This is a genomic window from Agrobacterium sp. NPDC090273, assembly GCF_044772305.1.
Classification (GTDB): Bacteria; Pseudomonadota; Alphaproteobacteria; order Rhizobiales; family Rhizobiaceae; genus Agrobacterium.
In genome coordinates this window covers 139,776-156,590 of the sequence record NZ_JBIVYN010000007.1, presented here as the reverse complement: position 1 = coordinate 156,590, position 16,815 = coordinate 139,776, and the positions used below count along the sequence as shown (strand labels likewise).

Annotated in this window: 18 protein-coding genes; 9 read left to right on the top strand and 9 right to left on the bottom strand. The window is 56.7% G+C overall.

Going from position 1 to position 16,815, the window contains the following annotated elements:
• Nucleotides 1–19: 19 nt before the first annotated feature.
• From ACIQT8_RS19100 to ccmA, 5 genes are read right to left on the bottom strand one after another with little or no spacing between them, the layout of a single operon-like run.
• Nucleotides 20–619, bottom strand: coding sequence for a DsbE family thiol:disulfide interchange protein (locus tag ACIQT8_RS19100; protein ID WP_400968364.1), 600 nt, complete (start codon nucleotides 617–619; stop codon nucleotides 20–22).
• Complete coding sequence (ccmD, locus tag ACIQT8_RS19095; protein ID WP_400968361.1) at nucleotides 616–789, bottom strand: heme exporter protein CcmD; 174 nt, start codon at nucleotides 787–789, stop codon at nucleotides 616–618. The genes ACIQT8_RS19100 and ccmD overlap by 4 nt, the downstream gene beginning before the upstream one ends.
• 4 nt (nucleotides 790–793) lie before the next feature.
• On the bottom strand, nucleotides 794–1,555 hold the full coding sequence (locus ACIQT8_RS19090; protein ID WP_400968358.1) for a heme ABC transporter permease: 762 nt from the start codon (nucleotides 1,553–1,555) through the stop codon (nucleotides 794–796).
• A 59-nt stretch (nucleotides 1,556–1,614) separates the two neighbouring features.
• Nucleotides 1,615–2,274, bottom strand: a complete 660-nt coding sequence (gene ccmB, locus ACIQT8_RS19085) for a heme exporter protein CcmB (RefSeq protein WP_138795260.1) — start codon at nucleotides 2,272–2,274, stop codon at nucleotides 1,615–1,617.
• Entirely contained in the window at nucleotides 2,274–2,915 is a 642-nt protein-coding gene (gene ccmA / locus ACIQT8_RS19080) for a heme ABC exporter ATP-binding protein CcmA (RefSeq protein WP_400968354.1), read from the bottom strand. The genes ccmB and ccmA overlap by 1 nt, the downstream gene beginning before the upstream one ends.
• A gap of 272 nt (nucleotides 2,916–3,187) precedes the next feature.
• On the opposite strand from ccmA, the gene acnA reads away from it, so the two are divergent.
• From acnA to ACIQT8_RS19065, 3 genes are all read left to right on the top strand, one after another.
• Complete coding sequence (gene acnA, locus ACIQT8_RS19075) at nucleotides 3,188–5,881, top strand: aconitate hydratase AcnA (RefSeq protein WP_400968351.1); 2,694 nt, start codon at nucleotides 3,188–3,190, stop codon at nucleotides 5,879–5,881.
• Between the two features lie 201 nt (nucleotides 5,882–6,082).
• Nucleotides 6,083–6,823 (top strand): thioredoxin family protein, encoded by a 741-nt coding sequence (locus ACIQT8_RS19070; RefSeq protein ID WP_138795263.1) that lies wholly within the window; start codon nucleotides 6,083–6,085, stop codon nucleotides 6,821–6,823.
• Nucleotides 6,824–7,119: 296 nt separating this feature from the next.
• Nucleotides 7,120–7,512, top strand: coding sequence for a DUF2794 domain-containing protein (locus tag ACIQT8_RS19065; protein ID WP_400968348.1), 393 nt, complete (start codon nucleotides 7,120–7,122; stop codon nucleotides 7,510–7,512).
• Nucleotides 7,513–7,621: 109 nt separating this feature from the next.
• Here the strand turns inward: ACIQT8_RS19065 and ACIQT8_RS19060 are convergent, their stop codons facing one another.
• The 3 genes from ACIQT8_RS19060 to ACIQT8_RS19050 form a co-directional block, all read right to left on the bottom strand.
• On the bottom strand, nucleotides 7,622–8,359 hold the full coding sequence (locus ACIQT8_RS19060) for a Bax inhibitor-1/YccA family protein (protein ID WP_138795265.1): 738 nt from the start codon (nucleotides 8,357–8,359) through the stop codon (nucleotides 7,622–7,624).
• A 217-nt stretch (nucleotides 8,360–8,576) separates the two neighbouring features.
• Complete coding sequence (locus ACIQT8_RS19055) at nucleotides 8,577–11,126, bottom strand: ABC transporter permease (RefSeq protein WP_400968345.1); 2,550 nt, start codon at nucleotides 11,124–11,126, stop codon at nucleotides 8,577–8,579.
• Nucleotides 11,123–11,833 (bottom strand): ABC transporter ATP-binding protein, encoded by a 711-nt coding sequence (locus ACIQT8_RS19050; protein ID WP_262523407.1) that lies wholly within the window; start codon nucleotides 11,831–11,833, stop codon nucleotides 11,123–11,125. Before ACIQT8_RS19050 ends, ACIQT8_RS19055 begins: the two co-directional genes overlap by 4 nt.
• 92 nt (nucleotides 11,834–11,925) lie before the next feature.
• Here ACIQT8_RS19050 and ACIQT8_RS19045 point away from each other — a divergent pair, with 92 nt between their 5' ends.
• Entirely contained in the window at nucleotides 11,926–12,576 is a 651-nt protein-coding gene (locus ACIQT8_RS19045; protein WP_138795268.1) for an arylesterase, read from the top strand.
• A gap of 68 nt (nucleotides 12,577–12,644) precedes the next feature.
• Nucleotides 12,645–13,238, top strand: coding sequence for an RNA 2',3'-cyclic phosphodiesterase (gene thpR, locus ACIQT8_RS19040; protein ID WP_400968341.1), 594 nt, complete (start codon nucleotides 12,645–12,647; stop codon nucleotides 13,236–13,238).
• On the opposite strand, the gene ACIQT8_RS19035 is transcribed toward thpR, so the two are convergent.
• Nucleotides 13,172–13,651 carry a low molecular weight protein-tyrosine-phosphatase gene (locus ACIQT8_RS19035; protein WP_400968338.1) on the bottom strand — a complete coding sequence of 160 codons (480 nt, stop codon included), beginning with the start codon at nucleotides 13,649–13,651 and terminating at the stop codon, nucleotides 13,172–13,174. The genes thpR and ACIQT8_RS19035 overlap by 67 nt on opposite strands.
• A gap of 80 nt (nucleotides 13,652–13,731) precedes the next feature.
• Here ACIQT8_RS19035 and ACIQT8_RS19030 point away from each other — a divergent pair, with 80 nt between their 5' ends.
• From ACIQT8_RS19030 to rlmN, 4 genes are all read left to right on the top strand, one after another.
• Nucleotides 13,732–14,037, top strand: coding sequence for a 4a-hydroxytetrahydrobiopterin dehydratase (locus ACIQT8_RS19030; protein WP_400968336.1), 306 nt, complete (start codon nucleotides 13,732–13,734; stop codon nucleotides 14,035–14,037).
• Nucleotides 14,038–14,088: 51 nt separating this feature from the next.
• Nucleotides 14,089–14,469 (top strand): YkvA family protein, encoded by a 381-nt coding sequence (locus ACIQT8_RS19025; RefSeq protein WP_138795271.1) that lies wholly within the window; start codon nucleotides 14,089–14,091, stop codon nucleotides 14,467–14,469.
• A gap of 296 nt (nucleotides 14,470–14,765) precedes the next feature.
• On the top strand, nucleotides 14,766–15,269 hold the full coding sequence (locus ACIQT8_RS19020; protein ID WP_138795272.1) for an invasion associated locus B family protein: 504 nt from the start codon (nucleotides 14,766–14,768) through the stop codon (nucleotides 15,267–15,269).
• Nucleotides 15,270–15,473: 204 nt separating this feature from the next.
• Nucleotides 15,474–16,712 (top strand): 23S rRNA (adenine(2503)-C(2))-methyltransferase RlmN, encoded by a 1,239-nt coding sequence (rlmN, locus tag ACIQT8_RS19015; protein ID WP_400968334.1) that lies wholly within the window; start codon nucleotides 15,474–15,476, stop codon nucleotides 16,710–16,712.
• Nucleotides 16,713–16,815: the final 103 nt, after the last annotated feature.

The following is a 16,815-nucleotide window of genomic DNA, read 5'->3' as shown; positions in this document are numbered from 1 at the left end:
GCCGATAAGCTGCGGAACGTTACTTTTTGACAGCCGCCTCGATGGCTGGGAAAAGACCCTGCTGCAGGCTCTGTGCATCGAAAGGGCCGACCTTTTTATAGAGGATCGTGCCATCGGCAGCGACAAGATAGCTTTCAGGAATGCCGTACACGCCCCAGTCAATCGCTGCCTTGCCGTTGGGGTCAATGCCGATTGCCGAATAGGGATTGCCGAGTTCGCCGAGGAAGCGCAGGGCGTTGTCGGACTTATCCTTGTAATTGATGCCGACGATGCTGATGCGGCCGTCTTTCGACAGTTCCTCCAGAATCGGATGTTCCTGTCGACAGGGGATGCACCAGGATGCGAACACGTTGACGAGCGTCAGCTTTCCTTTGATGGCCGCATCAGTCAAAGCCGGAACGTTCGCCCCTTCCAGCGGAGGCAAGGCGAGCGTTGGTGCCCTGGTGCCGATCAGAGCGGACGGAATGGCGCTGACATCCAGGCCATTGACATCCTGATCATAGAGCATTTTGCCTGCGACGAGCGCGAAACCGCCAAACAGTAACAAGGGTAGAAGCGCCAGCACGTAGCGTGACCGGCTCTTTGGTGGCGGTTTGGTATCCTGGTCGACGTTTGTCATGATGCGTCGCTCGCAGGCCCGGTTTTTGATCTGCGGCGAACACCTGCCGCTTCCAGTTCCCTCAGTTCTCGCTGGCGTCCTTTGCCATCTGCAATCACCCAGATGATAAGGCCAAGAACCACAAGGCCAGTCGCCGCATAGGACATGCCGATATAGAAGGTGTGTGTCATTGCCTCATCCTTCCCGATTGACCATGCGGGCTGCAAGGCGTCGCTGGGCAGCAACACGGCGCCGCCAGATTTCGTTGCGCATGGCGGCGATGTGCAACGTAAAGAACAACAGGGTGAAGCCGATGGCCATTGTCAAAAGCGGCCAGAGGAACGTCGGATCGATTGCGGAGCCGACCATGCGAATGACGCTGGCTGGCTGGTGAAGTGTGTTCCACCATTCAACCGAAAACTTGATGATGGGGATATTCACGAAGCCGACAAGGATCAGGACAGCGCTCAGACGCGCAGCCCTCGAAGGATCGTCCATAGCGCGATTGAGCGCGATCAGCCCCAGATACATCAAAAACAGGACGAAGACGGATGTCAGTCGTGCATCCCAGACCCACCATGTACCCCACATGGGTTTGCCCCAGAGAGAGCCCGTGACGAGAGCGATCAGCGTGAATGCGGCACCGATGGGCGCGGCTGCCCTATGGCTGACGTCGGCCAAGGGGTGGCGCCAGACCAGGGTGCCGATCGCCGACAGCGCCATGACCGTGTAACACATCATCGACAGCCAAGCCGCAGGCACATGAACATACATGATGCGAACGGTATAACCCTGCTGATAGTCCCCTTCAGTCGTAAAGGCCATGTAGAGGCCCGCGGCAAGACAGAGTGCCGACAAGGCCGCAAGCCACGGAAGGATACGGGCCGCCAGCGCCAGAAACCGGGTAGGGTTGGCAAGGTCGCTGAACTTGGTGATGGCGAAAGTCTGTTGGTTCATGGTTTTTCTGTAACCCGATAAGGCTTTTGCCGCAATTGATCCCTGTCAATGGCGGCGGTTCAATCCATAGCATTGCGCAGCGCCAACGCGGCAAAGAAAGGGCCGATGACGGCTGAAAATAATGTGATCGCGCAAAGAATGAGAAACGGCGGCATGAACGGTGCCGGGTCCTGGACAGCGGCATAGGATGCGCTGACGCCGAAAATCAACACAGGAATCGCCAGCGGCAATACGAGGATGGAGACGAGAAGTCCACCGCGCGGCAGCGCGACGGCAACAGCGGCTCCAACCGCACCAATGAAGGTCAGCGCGGGAGAGCCGACAAGCAGGGTCACCATGACCGCACCGATTGCCACTTCGCTCATGTTCATGAACAGGCCGAGCAATGGTGAGGCAATCACGAGCGGCAGACTGGTTGCCGTCCAGTGAGCGAGGCATTTTACGAACACCGTCAGCACCAACGGGTTTTCATGCATCAGCAAGAGGTCGAGAGAGCCATCGTCGCGTTCTGCCTGAAACAAACGGTCAAGACCAAGAAGGGCTGCCAGCAACGCACCGATCCAGACAATGGCTGGCCCGATACGCGATAGAAGGTTGAGGTCCGGTCCAACACCAAAGGGAATGACGGCAACCACGGTGAGGAAGAACAGCACGCCGATCAGTGCGCCGCCGCCGGCGCGAATGGAAAGTTTCATGTCGCGAAAGAAAAGGGCGGTCATCACCAGGCGAGCTCCGTTCCGGCAAATCCCGTCATTTTCAGTTCCTGGGCATGGTCGAGCCCGAGGGGCTGGTGCGTGGCAGCGATGATAATGCCGCCCTTACCGAGATGGTCTTTGACCAGTCCCGTGAACATTCGGTCTGCGCTGGCATCAAGGGCGGCGGTTGGTTCGTCCAATATCCAGATGGGGCGCCAGGCGATCAGCAACTTCGCCATGGCAAAGCGTCGTTGCTGGCCGGCCGAGAGATAACCGAATGGCAGATGGGTAATACCGGCAAGACCGACAGCCTCGGCGGCTTCGCCAATGTCCAGTGACGTGCCGCCACTGAAATCGCCCAGAAAGTCCTTCCAGAAGTGGAGGTTTTCAGAGACCGTGAGCTCCTGTTTCATCGCGTTGCGATGACCAAGGTAGTGGCTTGCTTCCGATGGGCGAGCGTCTTTTGGAACTCCTTCGCCGGCTATTTTTATGGAGCCCGATTCGGCGCTGAAAAGTCCGGCCAGAACACGCAGTAACGTGGATTTTCCCGAGCCATTCGGTCCGGTCAGGATAAGGGCGTCTCCGGACACTAACTTGAGGGAAATATTCATAAATATGAAATCTTCCCCACGCCGGGCGCTGAGGTTTTCCGCAGTCAGCAGCATGATCCGGTCTCGTTCAAGATTTTGGTCATCCGATATAAAAAAATCAATTTAGCACTGCTTCCGGTCTGGCACGTTTCGGAGAAATTATCTATATGGATATCAACCACGCCAGCGGCCGGCGTGATCACCATATAGCGCCGGACCTGAATGTTGCAAAATGCGACTTTCACGTGCGGACAGCGGAAATGGCCGTACCCGCATCCTGATGTGCACTTTGATGCACGGGTGTCCGCACGCGCGTGTTGGCTATCAGAGGAAGCGGGGTTTTATCCGTGGCCAAATCTCTTGACAGTTTCCAGTGTCGCTCTGTCCTTACCGTTGACGCTAAGGACTATGTCTATTTCAGCCTTCCGAAGGCTGAAGCCAACGGCTTGAAGGGCGTCTCCAAGCTGCCCTATTCCATGAAAGTCCTGTTGGAAAACCTGCTGCGTTTCGAAGACGGTCAGTCGGTAACCAAGGAGCATATCCTCGCTGTCGCCGAATGGCTCGACAACAAGGGCCTGACCGAAAACGAAATCGCCTACCGCCCGGCGCGCGTGCTGATGCAGGACTTTACCGGCGTTCCCGCTGTGGTTGACCTTGCGGCAATGCGCGACGGCATCAAGGCGCTGGGTGGCGACCCGGAAAAGATCAATCCGCTCGTTCCCGTCGACCTTGTTATCGACCACTCCGTGATCGTCGATGAGTTTGGTACACCGCAGGCTTTCGCACGCAACGTCGAGCTTGAATACCAGCGTAATGGCGAGCGCTACCGCTTTCTGAAATGGGGCCAGCAGGCGTTCAAGAATTTCCGCGTCGTGCCGCCTGGCACCGGCATCTGTCATCAGGTCAACTTCGAGTATCTCGGCCAGACCGTCTGGACGAAGGAAGAAGACGGCGAAACCTTCGCTTATCCGGATACCTGCGTCGGAACCGACAGCCACACGACCATGATCAACGGTCTTGGCGTTCTAGGTTGGGGCGTTGGCGGTATCGAAGCGGAAGCTGCCATGCTCGGCCAGCCGGTATCGATGCTGCTGCCTGAAGTCATCGGCTTCAAGTTGACCGGCAAGCTGAAGGAAGGCGTTACAGCGACCGACCTCGTGCTGACCGTCGTGCAGATGCTGCGCAAGAAGGGCGTTGTTTCCAAGTTCGTGGAATTCTTCGGTCCTGGCATGGACAACATGCCGGTCGCCGACCGTGCCACGATCGGCAACATGGGTCCGGAATATGGCGCGACCTGCGGTTTCTTCCCGGTTGACGCAGAGACGCTGAACTACCTCAACATGTCTGGCCGCACCAAGGAGCGCATCGCTCTGGTCGAAGCCTATTCCAGGGCACAGGGCATGTGGCGCGACAATGATGGTTCCGACCTCGTTTTCACCGATACGCTGGAACTCGATCTCGGCGATGTCGTCCCGTCCATGGCCGGCCCGAAGCGCCCGGAAGGGCGTCTGCCGCTAGAAACCATCGCGCCGAACTTCGCTACGGCGCTCGAAAACGACTACAAGAAGCCCGGCCAGATTGACGCGCGTTATGCCGTCGAGGGCACGGATTTCGATCTCGGTCATGGCGATGTAGCGATTGCTGCCATCACCTCCTGCACCAACACCTCGAACCCCTCGGTGCTGATTGCTGCAGGTCTCCTTGCCCGCAATGCCGTGGCCAAGGGCTTGCAGTCCAAGCCTTGGGTCAAGACGTCGCTTGCCCCCGGGTCGCAGGTCGTTGCCGAATATCTCGCCAAGTCCGGTCTGCAGACTGACCTCGACGCGCTCGGCTTCAATCTCGTCGGCTTCGGTTGCACCACCTGCATCGGCAATTCCGGTCCGCTGCCTGCGCCGATCTCCAAGACGATCAACGACAAGGGGCTGATCACTGCGGGTGTTCTTTCCGGTAACCGTAACTTCGAAGGCCGTATTTCGCCTGATGTTCAGGCGAACTATCTGGCGTCTCCGCCGCTCGTCGTCGCCTATGCGCTGGCTGGCACGGTGCAGAAGGATCTGACCAAGGAGCCGCTTGGCGAGGACAAGGACGGTAATCCCGTTTTCCTCAAGGACATCTGGCCGACGTCCACGGAAGTTCAGTCCTTCATCCAGAAATATGTCACGCGTGAACTGTTCGAAACCAAATATGCCGATGTGTTCAAGGGCGATGAAAACTGGCAGGCCGTGCAGGTACCTGCGGGTCAGACCTATGCCTGGGATGACCAGTCGACCTACGTTCAGAACCCGCCTTACTTTGTTGGCATGGGCAAGACCGGCTCCGGCCTTAAGAACATCAAGGGCGCGCGCGTGCTTGGCCTGTTCGGCGACAAGATCACCACCGACCACATCTCTCCGGCCGGTTCGATCAAGGCAGCCTCGCCAGCCGGTGCCTACCTGACGGAGCATGGAGTGGGCGTTGCCGACTTCAACCAGTATGGTACGCGTCGTGGCAACCATGAAGTGATGATGCGCGGCACCTTTGCCAATATCCGCATCCGCAACCACATGCTCGGTCCGAACGGCAAGGAAGGCGGATACACGATCCACTATCCATCCAAGGAAGAGATGTCGATCTACGACGCTGCCATGAAGTACAAGGAAGAGGGTGTGCCACTCGTCATCTTCGCCGGTGTCGAATACGGCAACGGATCGTCCCGTGACTGGGCCGCCAAGGGTACCAACCTGCTCGGCGTGAAAGCCGTCATCGCCCAGTCGTTTGAGCGTATTCACCGTTCGAATCTGGTCGGCATGGGTGTGGTTCCCTTCGTCTTCGAGGAAGGCACGACCTGGGCAAGTCTCAATCTCAAGGGCGATGAAATCGTCGAGATTGACGGTCTGGAAGGCGAGATCAAGCCGCGTGAAAAGAAGATCGCCACGATCACCTACAGTGACGGTACGGTGAAGGACGTTCCACTTCTTTGCCGTATCGATACGCTGGACGAAGTTATCTACATGAACAACGGTGGCATTCTGCAGACCGTTCTTCGCGATCTGGCAGCCTGATCAACAAGGCACCGATACGAGAAACGCCGGGAGACATCTCGGCGTTTTTTCATGTTTTCAGGGGCACGTAATTTGTGAAGAGCGCTCACCCCTTCGTGACTTTCTATTGAAGGTCGTTCGACGTTATTTTCCGGCTTGCATCCCGACACATATTGATCGCATCAATTCGTCTGGATATTCGTCCGGATAGAGGTTTTCGTAATGCCGTTGAAATTCCGCCTTTCGCTCTGTGTTCTCGGGACGCTGATGGTCACCTCTGCGCATGCGCAGGAGGCGGTGAAGGGCGTCGTCGAGTTGTTCACATCGCAAGGCTGCTCATCCTGCCCCCCTGCTGATGAGGCATTGCGCAAGATGATCCGCAAGGGCGACGTGGTTGGTCTTTCCTACCATGTCGATTACTGGAATTACCTTGGCTGGACGGATTCACTGGCGTCGAAGGAGAATACCGAGCGGCAATACGGTTATATGCGAGCACTTGGACGCAATGGCGTCTACACCCCGCAGGCAATCCTGAACGGTCGTGATCACGTCAAAGGCGCTGATGTTGCCGGTATCTACGATAAGCTTGACGCATTCAAGCGCACCGGTGCTGGTCTGACCGTACCTGTCAGCTCAAAATTCGCTGGAGATGAGGTGGAGATCGATATTGGCGCCGGCAGTGGCAAGGCCGATGTCGTGGTCGCCTACTTCACCCGTGAGCAAACGGTGGATGTGCAGAAGGGTGAAAACCAGGGCAAGAAAATGTCTTATTGGCACAGCGTCTACGATGTTCAGACGGTCGGCATGTGGGATGGTTCGCCAATGACGGTCAAGCTTCCAGCCAGCGTCGTTGCCAAGGTCAAGAAGGGCGGCTGCGCCGTTCTGCTACAGACGGCGAATGCGAACGGTGATCCGGCAGCGATCGTTGGCGCGAGCATGCTTATGGGAGACGAAACACCATAATCGCCTCTGGGCGATTGGAGATCCGGTCCGGGCATTGGGGGCTGGGGGTAAAGGGTCAATGCACCGGACCGGGTCATCTTGGTGCCTAGGCATCAATTGACGATAAAACTATTCCACCCAATTCGGGCCATGATTTGACCGAAATACGGCAGCAGGTACCAAATTGCCTGCCTAAATGGTTACCGTGGTTTCAAGGTATTTCGCTATCAAACGGACCGTGAAATGGCCAAGACTTGCAATTTCACGCCAGCGGCTTCACATTGAGCCATGAGATTGGGTGGAATCGGAGGTACTGGATGACCGATCAACCGGATGTGCAGCAGGTGCAGACCAGCGCACGTGACAATTCCACCGTCGTAGATCTTCGTGAATACAAGCGAGACAAGGACCCCTTACCGGTCACGTTCCATAGACGTGAACTGGATGCGATCCTGCGCATTTACGGGCGCATGGTTGGTGAAGGTGAGTGGCGAGATTATGCCATCGACCACCTGAAGGAAAAGGCGGTGTTCTCGGTCTTCAAGCGCTCCGGTGAGATGCCGCTTTACCGCATCGAGAAAAATCCCAAGCTTGCGGCGAAACAGGGAGCCTACTGCGTTCTGAATACGGATGGACGCATTCTCAAGCGCGGGCATGAACTGCCACAGGTTCTCAAGGTTTTCGACAAGGTTCTTAAACTGATTAAATGAAAGCACCTGTTCCTCGTCAGAGGACTGCGGCTGCGTTCACAACGAAACGTGTAAACGAAAAAGGCGGCCATTTGGCCGCCTTTCTTATGTCGAACCTCAACGGGGTTCCTTAGTCGTCGCGGTTCCCGAGGAACTGCAGCAGGAACGTAAAGAGGTTGATGAAGTCGAGGTAGAGTGTCAGCGCACCCATGATTGCCTTGCGGCCAGCCACGGCAACGTCGTCGCCATCAAAGTACATTTCCTTGATCTTCTGCGTGTCGTAGGCGGTTAGGCCTGCGAAGATCAGTACGCCGATTGCGGAAATCGCGAACTGCAGAGCAGAGGAAGCGAGGAAGATGTTGACGATTGAAGCGATGATGAGACCGAACAGACCCATGATCAGGAACGAGCCGAGACCGGAAAGATCCTTCTTCGTGGTGTAGCCGTAAAGCGACAGAGCGCCGAACGAAGCAGCCGTGACGAAGAACGTCTGAACGATGCTCTGGCCGGTGAAGACCAGGAAGATCGACGACAGCGATACACCCATCAGCGCCGCATAGACCCAGAAGGTCGTCTGGGCAGCAGAAACGCTCATGTTCTGGATGCGGAAGCTAAGGAAGAAGACCAGCGCCAGCGGTGCAAGCATAACGACCCAGCGCAGCGGGGACGCGTAAAGCATCTGGGCGAAAGCCGGGTTCGAGGCAGCCAGCGTGTAGGTGCCGAAGGCCGCGATGCCGGTGATGACCAGAGCCAGCGCCATAAGGTTGTAAACCTTAAGCATGTAGGTGCGGAGACCTTCATCGATCATCGCACCAGTCTGTGCACGGTTCTGCGCCATGCGGTTCTGGTAGTTGTTGAAGTCAGCCATTGTTTCCTCTTTTGAGCTCCGTGATTGCTACGGTGTCGGGATCGCTCCCTGGCGCCGCTGCGGAGCCACAGCAAGCCTACCTCAGAATATGATGGCAGAACGTGTTCGATACAAGACCTTTTGCGACCGAAAAGACACCATAGACGCGAAAATCGCTCACGTTTTGGCGATTATTACAAAGAATTAATCGCTAAAGTTAAGCGCCGCAGATTCACAATCACTCCCCTGCCTGACGCAAAATCGGCGCTGCCTTCTGGCCGAGAATACGCCACGTTCCGGCAAGCCCGATGCCAACCGTCATGACGAGGGCAACAATGAGCGTGCCAACCGCCACGTCAGGCAAAAAGCTCGAGGGCAGTTTCATGATGCGGGCGATCACGAACCACGCGGAGACACCGCCTGCGAGAAGTGCAAAGACCGCAGTGGCAAGGCCGAGGATCATATATTCGTAAGAAAAAGCGCGGATCAGCATTGAACGTGTGCCGCCCAGGGTTTTCAGGATAACGGCATCATGCGTCCGGGCGCGATTTCCTGCCGCCAGTGCTCCGGCAAGAACGAGCACCGAAGCAACGAGAGCAACGGCGGCCGCGGCACGGATGGCCGTGGCAAGCTGACCGACGAGCTTGTCGACCACATCAAGCGCATCCTTCACGCGAACGCTGGTGATCGTTGGATAGGCGTTGGTAACAGCACGTAATATCTGCCCCTCACGCTCAGGCGTTGCAGAGGGGTCGGCGAGCGTGGCAAGCCAGGCGTGTGGCGCACCGCGGAAGGTATTTGGGGAAAAGACCATGACGAAGTTGATCGACAGGGATTCCCACTCGACGTTGCGCAGATTGGCAATCTTTGCCGTGATGCTGCGGCCAAGAACGTTGACGGTAACGGTATCGCCGATCTTGAGACCCAGTTCAGCCGCTTCCTCGGCTGCGAACGATACCAGCGGTTCCCCGCTGTAGTCCGTGTTCCACCATGTCCCTTCCGTCAGTTCTGCGTTTTCCGGCAGGTCCTCGGAGTAGGTGATGCCGCGATCGCCACGCAAAACCCAGCGTCCGGAAGGCGGAACCTCCATCTTCGTCACGTCCTGACCGTTCAGGGCCAGGATGCGGCCGCGCAGCATCGGGACTTCAGTAAGATTGCCTTCGGGAGCTTCCCGTTTGAGAAGGTCGCGAAAGCCCTGCAGCTCGGTTCCCTGAATATCGACGAAAAAGAAATTCGGAGCCCGTTCCGGCAGACTGCCAGTCAATTCGCGCCGCAAGTTGCCGTCTATCAGTGTGAGCGTGACTAGCAGCGTCAGGCCAAGTCCCAGCGAGAGAACAACGGAGGGTGTCAGGGCGCCGGGCCGATGAATGTTGCCGATTGCAAGGCGCAATGCAGCGGAATGGACACGCGGGCTTCGTTTGGCGATCGCTTTCACGCCTGCAGCCACGGCGCGCAGGACAACGAATGCGAATGCGACTGCTGCCAGGAACACAGATGCAATGAAGCGGTCTTCCGCTGAAAAGATTGCAAGAGCAGCAAGCGTCGCGAGAAGCAGGCCAGTTGCCGCGAGATAGGGCCAGGACGGCCAGCGGCTCTCATCGAAGCTCTGTTCGCGAAAGAGTGCCGTCGCTGGAACTTCGCGCGCGTGGCCGAGCGGTAAAATCGCGAATGCAAGCGTCGTCAGGATGCCAAACAGGGCGGCGAGCCCGAGCGCCTTCGGATAAAAGGCCAGACCGTCAGGGACAGGGAGCACACCTTCCAGAAAACGCATTGCAACCAATGGGGCGATTGCACCGAAGGCGAGCCCGACCATGATGCCGACAGTGGCAATGAAGACGATCTGGAAGAGATAAGTCATCGTCACCACCGAGGCGGGTGCGCCAAGGCATTTCAGGGATGCGATCGTGGTGCGTTTTGAATCGAGAAACGCCCGCACGGCATTCGCCACGCCAACGCCCCCGACGATGAGGGCTGTCAGTCCGACCAATGTGAGAAACTGGGAGAAGCGATTGACGTTTTCGGTCAGGGAAGGTGCGGCACGATCACTGGTGCGAATGGACCAGCCCGCATTGGGGAAGGTCTTGTTGGTATCTTCGGTAATCGTCGCTCGTTTGGAAAGGTCATTCAGCCTGATCTTGTAGGCATGCTCGACCAGGCTGCCGGTCTGGATAAGGCCGGATGCAAACAGTGCATCGCGGCTGAGCATCAAGCGCGGCGCGAAACCGAAACCATCGGAAAGCGCGTCCGGTTCATCCACAACAGTGCCTGTTACCTTCAGTTTGACGGTGCCGAGCAGGACCTCGTCGCCGACCTTGATGCCAAGGCGTTCAAGCAGAAGTGGCGCAACGACGGCGCCATAGGTGTCGCCATTCTTTTCGAGAAGTTCCGGAAGCGGGCGGGCCGGATCAGCGGCAAAGCTGCCGTAAAGCGGATAGGCGCCGTCGACAGCTTTCACTTCCGTCAACGTCTGGGCGGAACCGTCTGCCAGACGTGTCATCGACCGCAATCCCGTGGAAATGGCGACCTGACCGAGATTGCCGAGATAGGCTCGTTCTTCGTCGCTCGCTTCGCGGTTGCGCAGTTCGAAGCGGACATCGCCAGCCAAAATGGACTGCCCCTGTGTAGCGATTGCATCGGTCACGGCGCGGGAAACGGAATTCACCGCAGCAATCGCGCCCGTTCCGAGCGCTATACAGGCCAGGAAAATGTAAAAACCTCGCAGACCGCCGCGAATTTCGCGTCGGGCAAGCCGCAATGCATTCTGAATGTGCGCAGCCGACGGGATCATGCCATGACCTTTTCAGTAGCTTTTGCCTTGGCGCTGTCGCCTTCGATCTGGCCGGAGCGCACCTTGATCTGGCGCGAGCAGCGCGCCGCAAGGGATGGGTCATGGGTAACGAGGATCATGGTCATGCCACGTTCGGCCTGTTTGGCGAACAGAAGGTCGGCGATCTGTTTTCCGGTCTCCGTATCAAGATTACCTGTCGGTTCGTCGGCGATCAGGACGGCTGGGGAAGGAGCCAGTGCACGGGCGATGGCGACACGTTGCTGCTCGCCACCCGAAAGCTGGCCTGGATAGTGGTTCAGGCGCTCACCGAGACCAACGGCGACAAGTTCGCGTCTGGCAATATCAAAGGGGTTTGGCACATTTGCCAGTTCCAGAGGCACGGCAACGTTTTCGAGGGCGGTCATATTGGCGATCAGATGAAACGACTGGAACACGATACCGATATTGCGGCCGCGGAAGTCCGCCAGCGCATCTTCGCTCAATTTGTGCAGTGCCGTGTCGTCGATAATGATTTCGCCGCTGTCCAGCCTTTCCAGGCCGGCTAGCACCATCAGCAAAGTTGATTTACCCGAACCCGAAGGACCGACGATGCCGACGGCCTCGCTTTCGCCGATCGTCAGGTCGATGTTCTTGAGAACGTGAACGGAGGCGGCGGCATTGCCCAGGGTGAGGTCGGCTTTCTTGAGCTCTATGATGCTTTTCGTCACAATTCGCGTTCCTATATAGGATGACAAAGCGGTCTGGCGGTGCGGACCCAGACGGAATTTCGAGTAATGCGAACCAAATTAGGAAAGCCGTAATGAGATTTAAAGCTGCCCTGTTTCACTTCATCGTCATTTGCGCCGCAACATTTGCCGCGGTCTCCGCCAAAGCGCAGGATCGCACCCTCCAACTCGTCGGGTTTGGCGACAGCCTGATGGCAGGTTATCAACTGCCGCCAACCGAGAGTTATACCGCGCAGCTCGAAGCTGCGTTGAAAGCCAAGGGCACCAATATTGCCATCACCAACGCCGGTGTCTCAGGTGATACCTCTTCAGGCGGCCTCGCACGTGCCGACTGGTCTGTTCCTGATGGTACGGACGGCGTCATTCTGGAGCTTGGCGCCAATGATGCGCTTCGCGGTATCCCGCCCGATCAAACGGAAAAGAACCTCGAGGCGCTCATTACCGCCTTCAAAGGCCGAAACATACCGGTCCTTCTCGTCGGCATCATGGCACCTCCGAATATGGGTGAGGATTATGCCAATCGCTTCAACCCGATTTTCCCGCGTCTGGCGGAAAAACACAATCTCCCGCTTTACCCTTTCTTTCTGGATGGCGTGGTGCTGGATGACGCATTGAAACTGGATGACAAGATGCATCCAAACGCCAAAGGCGTGGCGGTGATGGTGGAGAAATCTTTGCCGGCTGTCGAAAGCTTCATCACGACAATCAGTGCGCAAAAAAAATAAGCACTTGCGCCAATCCGCATTGCATGATTCGCTATGCTTGTTCTGCCAAGAGATTCGGGGAGCTCGCCATGCCGAGACTGTTTACCGCCCTCGAAATTCCGCGCAATGCGGCCATGAGCCTCTCATTGTTGCGCGGTGGTCTGCCGGGAGCCCGGTGGATCGATGTGGAGAATTATCACATAACCTTGCGTTTTATCGGTGATATCGACGGGCGAACCGCCGATGAGGTCGTTGACCGGCTGGACCGGATCGACCGTCCGGAATTCCAGATCAACCTGACCGGAATGGGGTCCTTCGGTTCAAAGAAGCCGCATTCCATCTGGGCTGGCGTTTCCCCCTCACCGGAAATGAATGCGCTGCAGGCAGAGATCGAACGAATCTGCCAGAAGATCGGTCTCCCACCCGATCCGCGCAAGTTCATGCCGCATGTGACGTTGGCAAGGTTGCGCAATTCAAGACTTGATGATGTGGTCCATTATCTTTCTGGACGCGGAAACTTCCGCACCTCTCCCTTCGGGATCGGTCGATTTGTTCTGATGTCATCGAAGGAATCGGTTGGCGGCGGCCCATACATCGTGGAGGAAGCGTTTCCGCTTCACGAAGCGCGGTCCAGTTCCAGCTTCTCGAGCAACGAGCTGCATCCCGTCAAAAGCATGTTGTAGACATTGAGAAACCCGTCCTCGCCCCCGTAGTAGGGGTCGGGGACGCTTTCATGGCGACCGGATGCAAAACCAAGGAACAGATGGACCTTGTGCTTTTGCGCTTCGGGGCAGATTTGCAGCAGTTTCGACAGATTGTTCTCGTCGAGGGCGAGAACAAGATCGAATGTCGCGAAGTCAGCTTGCTTGACCTGTCTGGCGTGTTGTCCGGAAATATCGATGTCGTGTTTTTTCGCAATCGCGATGGAGCGCGGGTCCGGCGGATCGCCCGCATGCCATCCGCCCGTCCCGGCCGAATCCACCAAGAGCCGATCCATCACGCCTTGCACAAATGCCTGATGTACCAAGATACCTTCGGCCAACGGAGAGCGACAAATATTGCCCATGCAGACAAAAAGAACGGATGTGCGTTTCATAAGACCCATAAGCCGATCTGATAAACGAGGCGTCCTCCAAGCTTCCTGATGAAGCAAGACGCCGACAAAGGAGGTACACCATGAAATATCCCAGACTTGAACCGGACGCCATCAAAACAGAACTGGCCAAACTCGAAGGTTGGACGTTGCGGGAGGATGGCGCGGCCCTTGTTAGAGCGTTCAAGTTTTCCAGTTTTGCCGAGGCTTTCGGCTTCATGGCGGAATGCGCTCTCGTTGCAGAGAAGCTCAACCATCATCCGGAGTGGTCGAACGTTTATTCGCGTGTGAAGGTTTGCCTGACCACCCACGATTCGCAAGGTGTGACGGAGCGTGATTTCCTTTTGGCCGAGGCGATGCAGAAAGCTGCGGCCGGGCGAGGGAATTGAACGCCAGACTTCGGTCCCCATATAATATCCGTGACTGGAGGACCGTCGATCATGGATGATGTGAAAATCGGTGAAATTCTCCTGCCCGGCGAACCCGACAAGCAGGAAGAACGTGAGCGCGTGATCCGCGCCAAGTTCTGGCCGAAAATGAAGCGGGTGATGACAAAGGTGCCGTTCGCTCGCGACGCGGCAGCCGCTTATTACTGCGCGGTCGATCGTAGCACGCCGCTGAAGGCCAAAGGTATTATCCTGGCTGCGCTTGCCTATTTCGTCATGCCGATGGATGTGGTTCCTGATGTTCTGGCGGTCATCGGGTTTACGGATGACATTGCGGTTGTCACCGCAGCCCTTGCCATGATCCGTGCTCATATCAAGATGGAGCATTACGAGGCCGCGGACGCCATGCTGAAACGACAGCAGGAGCAAGGGTAACGCCTCTGTGATGTGCCCAATCCGCAGAGCCCGATAGCTGACAAATTCTTGCCTGAATTTGTGTGTCATACACGAAGCGGAAGGTCGTGCCACGTCCTTCCGCTCAGGGTGCTGGGAGTCGCCGATCTGTAACACCACAGGACGTTTTCGGCATTTTATGCGTGCTGTTGACGGTTTGGTAACCGCTTCCTGACCACAATGAGAAAAGACGATCCGCACCTGAAAGTGGCCGTTCTGAAAACGGAGCCCGCAGCCGCTTCGGGCCAATGGAAGATAATAACCCGGCAGGAAATTCTATGTTTGTAAGAAGTGTAGCAACCGCAGTAGCCATTTTGCTGACCAGCGTTGGCGTAGCATCTGCACAGTCGCCCACGCGTATCCAGCAGTTCAATGCATGGGGCGCGTATTCGTACAAATCGGGCAACAGCACCGTCTGCTACGTTCTGTCCATTCCAACCGCCAAGGAGCCCGCTAGCGTCGATCACGGTGATATTTTCTTCATCGTTTCGCAGCGCCCTGGCCAAAACATTTCCTATGAGCCGCAGGCCATGGTGGGTTACTCGCTGAAGCAGGGCTCGAAGGTCAATGTGACCATCGACAACAAAAACTTCGTGATGTTCACCAAGGACAAGGCTGCCTGGGTTGAAAACGCTGCTGAAGAGCCGGCACTTGTTGCCGCGATGAAGGGTGGCAAAAGCATGACCGTGAAGGCAACGTCCGGACGCGGTACCGCCACCTCCTACTCCTATTCTCTGTCGGGCATTTCCGCTGCCCTGAAGCAGATCGAAAGCTGCAAGTAAGTTTTTCAGCTTCCTCAACGTTTGAAATGGCCGGTCTTCAGGATCGGCCATTTGCGTTTTTGCCGTATTGATGGTAAAGGCGCGGCAACAGGATAAGGCGGAAGCGTGTTGCGTTGTCCGCCTTTTGAATTTCACGACATGCCGACGATTTTCCGCCTTCCCAGAAGGCTGGTCCGGCGATGCATTGGATGATGGGATAGTGTGATGTCCGTAATGGAAGCCACTGCCGGACTGGCAGTCAAAACGCCACTTGTGGCCAATAGCGACCTTATGTCCGGAAAACCCTCGCTGATCGGCATGACGCGTGAGGAGATGGCGGACGCGTTGATGGAAATCGGCGTACCGCAGAAGCAGACGAAAATGCGCGTCAGCCAGTTGTGGAATTGGCTCTATGTGCGTGGTGTTTCAGACTTCGACAACATGACGAATGTCGCCAAGGAGCTTCGCGAGAAACTCAAGGCCGCCTTTACCATTGCTCGCCCTGAAGTCGTGGAGGAGCAAATCTCCAACGACGGCACGCGCAAATGGCTCCTGCGCTTCCCGCCGCGCGGTGCTGGCCGTCCTGTCGAAGTGGAAACCGTCTACATTCCCGAAGAGGGCCGTGGCACGCTGTGCATTTCCAGCCAGGTTGGTTGCTCGCTGACCTGTTCCTTCTGCCACACCGGCACGCAGCGTCTGGTGCGCAACCTGACCGCTGAAGAAATCTTGGCTCAGCTACTGCTGGCACGCGATCGTCTTGGCGATTTTCCCGATGGTTCGACGCCTGTCGGTGCATATGTTCCGAGCGAAGGTCGCAAGGTCTCCAACATCGTCATGATGGGCATGGGCGAGCCGCTTTACAATTTCGACAATGTAAAGACCGCGCTGTTGATTGCGACCGATGGCGATGGCCTCTCGCTCTCCAAGCGTCGTGTGACGCTGTCGACATCCGGTGTCGTGCCGGAAATCTTCCGGACCGGCGATGAAATCGGCGTTATGTTGGCAATTTCGCTGCATGCCGTGCGCGACGAGCTGCGCGATATGCTGGTGCCGATCAACAAGAAGTATCCGCTGAAGGAGCTGATCGAGGCCTGCCGCAAGTATCCCGGCCTGTCGAATGCCCGCCGCATCACTTTTGAATATGTGATGCTGAAGGATGTGAACGACAGCCTGGAAGACGCCAAGATGCTGATTCAGCTTCTGAAGGGCGTGCCTGCCAAGATCAACCTCATTCCGTTCAATCCGTGGCCCGGCACCAATTACCAGTGCTCCGATTGGGCGCAGATCGAGAAGTTTGCCGATTTCATCAATCAGGCCGGTTATGCTTCGCCGATCCGTACTCCGCGTGGGCGCGACATTCTGGCGGCCTGCGGCCAGCTCAAGTCCGAATCCGAGCGCATGCGCAAAACCGAACGTCTTGCCTTCGAAGCAATGATGATCGCCAATCATGGCGCTGACGACTGATTTTCTTGCAAAAGAAGAATTGATGGTTGCCATAGAGCTTGCGTGATTGATTTCGACTTGCTGCTTTCCTAAAGAAGGCAAAGAAACGAAAACAATCGGAGGA